Source organism: Mesorhizobium sp. (assembly GCF_004962925.1).
Classification (GTDB): domain Bacteria; phylum Pseudomonadota; class Alphaproteobacteria; order Rhizobiales; family Rhizobiaceae; genus Mesorhizobium.
Genome location: NZ_SUEO01000292.1, coordinates 2,598 through 6,234, shown reverse-complemented (window position 1 = coordinate 6,234; position 3,637 = coordinate 2,598). Strand labels below are relative to the sequence as shown.

The following is a 3,637-nucleotide window of genomic DNA, read 5'->3' as shown; positions in this document are numbered from 1 at the left end:
ACATGGACTGGTACGCCAAGAACTACGGGGCTGCGCTCGACGAATACACGAAGATCATCTCAGCCTGACAAGCCGGGATAACCGGATGAAAGCATATCTCTCCGATAGGTTGGGCGCGGCGCTGTTGATGGCGCCGCTGCTCCTATTCCTTGTCGCTGCCTACGCCTGGCCATTCTTCGGCGTCGTCAAGTGGAGCTTCACGCTGCCCGAACCGGGGCTCGGCCAGTATGGCACGCTGCTAAGCGACCCGCTGGTTCAGTCGGTGTTTGTCCGCACGCTGCGCATCGCCGCAATCGTCACGATCGTTTCGGTTGCCGCTGCCTACGCGATTACCGTGGTGTGGGTGCGCGGCACGCCGGCGCAGCGCGTGGTTGCCGAGTTCTGTATTCTGGTGCCGTTCTGGATCTCGGTGCTGACGCGCGCCTTCGGCTGGGTGGCGCTGCTTTCCAATCGCGGCCTGTTCAACACCTGGCTGCAGGCGATCGGCTTCATCTCGGAGCCGCTGACGCTGGTGCGCAACGAGTTCGGCGTCATCGTCGGCATGACGCATTTCCTTATTCCCTTCGCGGTGTTTCCGCTGGCGTCTTCGATGCGCAGCCTCGACGACCGCGTGCTGCTGGCGGCGCGCGGGCTCGGCTCCAGCCGCATGCGCACCTTCTGGTCGGTGTTCGTGCCGATGACCCGCTCCGGAATCATCGGCTCGGCACTCATTGTCTTCGTCTTTTCGCTCGGTTTCTTCGTCACGCCGGCGATCCTCGGCGGCGGCCGCAGCGTGATGATCGCCGAGCTGATTTACCTCCGCATCTTCCAGAGCCCGGACTGGGGGCTGGGAGCGGCGATCAGTGTCGTGCTGGTGCTGTTCGTCGGCGCGCTGATGGCGCTGCTGTTCCGCTATGTCAGACCGAAGCAGCTGATCTGATGCCGACCTATCGCCCCGGCCCCGTCTCGCTGATCCTCGCCGCCCTGGTTGCGCTGTTCCTGCTGTTGCCGCTGCTTGCCGTCATACCGGTGTCGCTGACGCCGACCCGCATGCTGGCGATGCCGTCCGGCGAATTGTCGCTGCGCCACTACCGGGCGCTGATCGAGGATCCGCGCTGGATCAACTCGATCCTGCTCTCGATCAGGATCGGCATCGTCAGCAGCGCCTTCTCCACCGTGCTGGCGCTCTGCTTCAGCCTTGGCGTGTGGATGTTCCAGCCGCGCTTCACCGCCACACTGGTCGGCTTCGTGCTGCTGCCGATGGTGGTGCCGCCGGTGGTCTCGGCGATCACGCTCTACTTCCTGCTGACCTCGATTTCCGGCGCCAGCTCGTTCTTCGGCTATGACACCTGGCTCGGTGTCGCCATGGCGCATGCGGTGATGACGGTGCCCTTCGCCACGGTGCTGATCCTGGTGTCGCTCAGCCAGCTCGACCGGCGCATCGACCTTGCCGCGCGCGGCCTCGGCGCCACCGTGTGGGAGCGCGCCACCCGCATCATCATGCCCAACATCAAGTTCGGCATCATCACCGCAGCCCTGCTGTCTTTCGTGCTCTCATGGGAAGAGATCGGCGTTACCCTATTCATCACCTCGGTCAACGCCATCACGCTGCCCAGGCTGATGTGGATGGGCCTGCGCGACAACATCGACCCGGCGATCGCGGCACTTTCGGTGATCCTGATCATCATCACGGTGTTGGTGCTTGTGGCGCGCAGTGTTGTGGTCAGGCTGCGCGAGGCGCAGTGAGGGCCGCCTCACGCCGCGGTGACTGGCACGAATGAAACCTTGCGCTACGATTTTCGTTATAGGTAGTTCAACACGTCGAAGGCTTCGCCATGAACCAAGGATGGTTTTCCAAGCCGGTTGCGGTTGCGGTCGGCATCGTGGGAGATATCCGCAACATTTCCAACGCACGGCAGGCTGTCGAGTTGCTGGAAGCCCACTGGCGTGGCGCCGGCAGCGCCAAACACGGCTTGGCACTGCGCACATGCCGCCGCGCCATGAGCGGCGATGTTTCGGCCGAAATCGCCAGGGACGCGTTTGTCGGCGCCGCGCGGGAGGCGCATGTTCTGGTCGAGTGAGCGGCCGAACAGAGCCGGATAGTTGGCGGCTATATCTAGGCAAGCTATCCCATGGCGTGGCGGATGGTCTTGGACAAACGGCTAAGGAATGCCGGTCTCGACGACGCGTCAAGCTTCCACGACAGCACCGCCGTCGCCATTTTCCGCGGCAACACCCCGACCGACAGGAACCATGCGGCAAGCACGGCGCGCCGGCGCAGGGACGCGGTCATTTCGAGGCTGGCTACGGCACCGGCCGCCCCAAGCGCCAGCCGGGAATCGTCGGCCACGGGGTGCAGTCGTCTGTCCGCGCACAGCGACGCCAGCCGCTCTTCGAGGTGGACCGGATCGCGGCGGACTGCTTCCGACGGCATGATGGTCAGGCCGATCCCGGAGGCCTGGTCCGACAACGCCTGCATGCGGCGGAAATCGTGGGTTACCCTCCAGCGTGCCCGCTCGGCGAGCTTTTCACCGAAGACCGAATGGTTGGCGCCGTGGATCCGGTAGGCACCGACGCATTCCTCGATGGACTGGACGTGCCCATACATGGGCGCCAGCGTTGCAAGATAGCCGTCGGCGCCCTGACGGAACTCCGGTTCCGGAATCGGCATGATCGATTCCAGGGTTGCGCGGTCAAAAGCCAGCCCGCTGGTCACGGTTGTCTGATAGCGGCCCTTGTGCAGCAGTTTCGGCATGACGTCGCCGCTGTCGAAGGGCAATTCGGGCGGCGGAAAGACGTCCTTGATGCGTTGCCGCTCGTCGACGATATGCAGCCTGGACTGCACCTGAGCCGTTGCCGCATCCCAGGTGTCGACGATCGTGGAAACGGCGGTTGGGTAGAGATAGTCGTCGGCGTCGAGAAACAGAACGATCTTGCCGGAGCTTGCGGCAAAGCCGGTGTTGAACGCGGCGGCATGCCCGCCATTTTGCGCACGCACGCACGCGACGATCTCGTCGCGGTATGATTCTATGATTGTGGTGGAATTGTCCTGCGATGCATCGTCGACGACGATGACTTCGACATCCGCGTAGTCCTGCTCCAGGGCGCTGTCGATGCTGCGTTTGAGGAAACGCGCGTAATTGTAGTTCGGAATGATGATGGATACCGGAATCCTCGGTACAGACTGCATCGTGTTTGACCTCGCATCTTGCTTTGGTTTCGGCAAAAGCCCGCTCACGCGTCTGCCTCCCTCTTCAAGCGCGACGAGTTCCTGAGAGAAAAGCCTGCGCCTTCCATCAGGAGACGGGTCACGTCTCTTGCGACTTCGTACTGAGGCCGCGCGATTGCCTTCGAGGGCTGCCGCCTTGGTCAGGTCGGCGGCAGCAAAAGCTCCGACGGTTTCGGCCGGGCGCGACCGAGCCCGACGAAAATGTCTCGCCTTCGGTCGCGATCAGGTCGGGATCGAAGTGGACGGGCGCCTTGAAGGCATGGCGGATACTGACGTTCAAATACGGCTGGAACAAGCCCCGCGCCGAGAAGAAGGCTCACAAGCCTGTTACATCTGAGGCAGCGCTCAGCGGCGTGGCCTGTGGATAATCGCAGATGTCGGAGATTGGCGGCGGCTAGCCCGAAGCCGGCGGCGAGCCGGCTCCGGGCC

At 63.3% G+C, this 3,637-nt stretch carries 4 protein-coding genes; 3 read left to right on the top strand and 1 reads right to left on the bottom strand.

Annotated features, from left to right (window positions below; all coding sequences use genetic code 11):
- Window positions 1–85: 85 nt before the first annotated feature.
- The 3 genes from E5W87_RS32975 (at window position 86) to E5W87_RS32965 (ending at window position 2,060) form a co-directional block, all read left to right on the top strand.
- A complete protein-coding gene (locus E5W87_RS32975) occupies window positions 86–919 on the top strand; it encodes an ABC transporter permease (RefSeq protein WP_292407388.1) in 834 nt (277 codons plus the stop codon).
- On the top strand, window positions 919–1,725 hold the full coding sequence (locus tag E5W87_RS32970) for an ABC transporter permease (RefSeq protein ID WP_292407385.1): 807 nt from the start codon (window positions 919–921) through the stop codon (window positions 1,723–1,725). Before E5W87_RS32975 ends, E5W87_RS32970 begins: the two co-directional genes overlap by 1 nt.
- A gap of 89 nt (window positions 1,726–1,814) precedes the next feature.
- Window positions 1,815–2,060 carry a DUF982 domain-containing protein gene (locus E5W87_RS32965; protein ID WP_292407381.1) on the top strand — a complete coding sequence of 82 codons (246 nt, stop codon included), beginning with the start codon at window positions 1,815–1,817 and terminating at the stop codon, window positions 2,058–2,060.
- 44 nt (window positions 2,061–2,104) lie between these two features.
- On the opposite strand, the gene E5W87_RS32960 is transcribed toward E5W87_RS32965, so the two are convergent.
- The gene (locus E5W87_RS32960; protein WP_292407378.1) at window positions 2,105–3,169 is read right to left on the bottom strand and encodes a glycosyltransferase; all 1,065 of its coding nucleotides are present in this window, start codon (window positions 3,167–3,169) and stop codon (window positions 2,105–2,107) included.
- Window positions 3,170–3,637: the final 468 nt, after the last annotated feature.

Excerpts from the sequence above, each read along its gene's own strand:
- E5W87_RS32975 (WP_292407388.1), top strand. The coding sequence starts at position 86 with ATGAAAGCATATCTCTCCGATAGGTTGGGCGCGGCGCTGTTGATGGCG.
- E5W87_RS32970 (WP_292407385.1), top strand. The coding sequence starts at position 919 with ATGCCGACCTATCGCCCCGGCCCCGTCTCGCTGATCCTCGCCGCCCTG.
- E5W87_RS32965 (WP_292407381.1), top strand. The coding sequence starts at position 1,815 with ATGAACCAAGGATGGTTTTCCAAGCCGGTTGCGGTTGCGGTCGGCATC.
- E5W87_RS32960 (WP_292407378.1), bottom strand. The coding sequence starts at position 3,169 with ATGCAGTCTGTACCGAGGATTCCGGTATCCATCATCATTCCGAACTAC.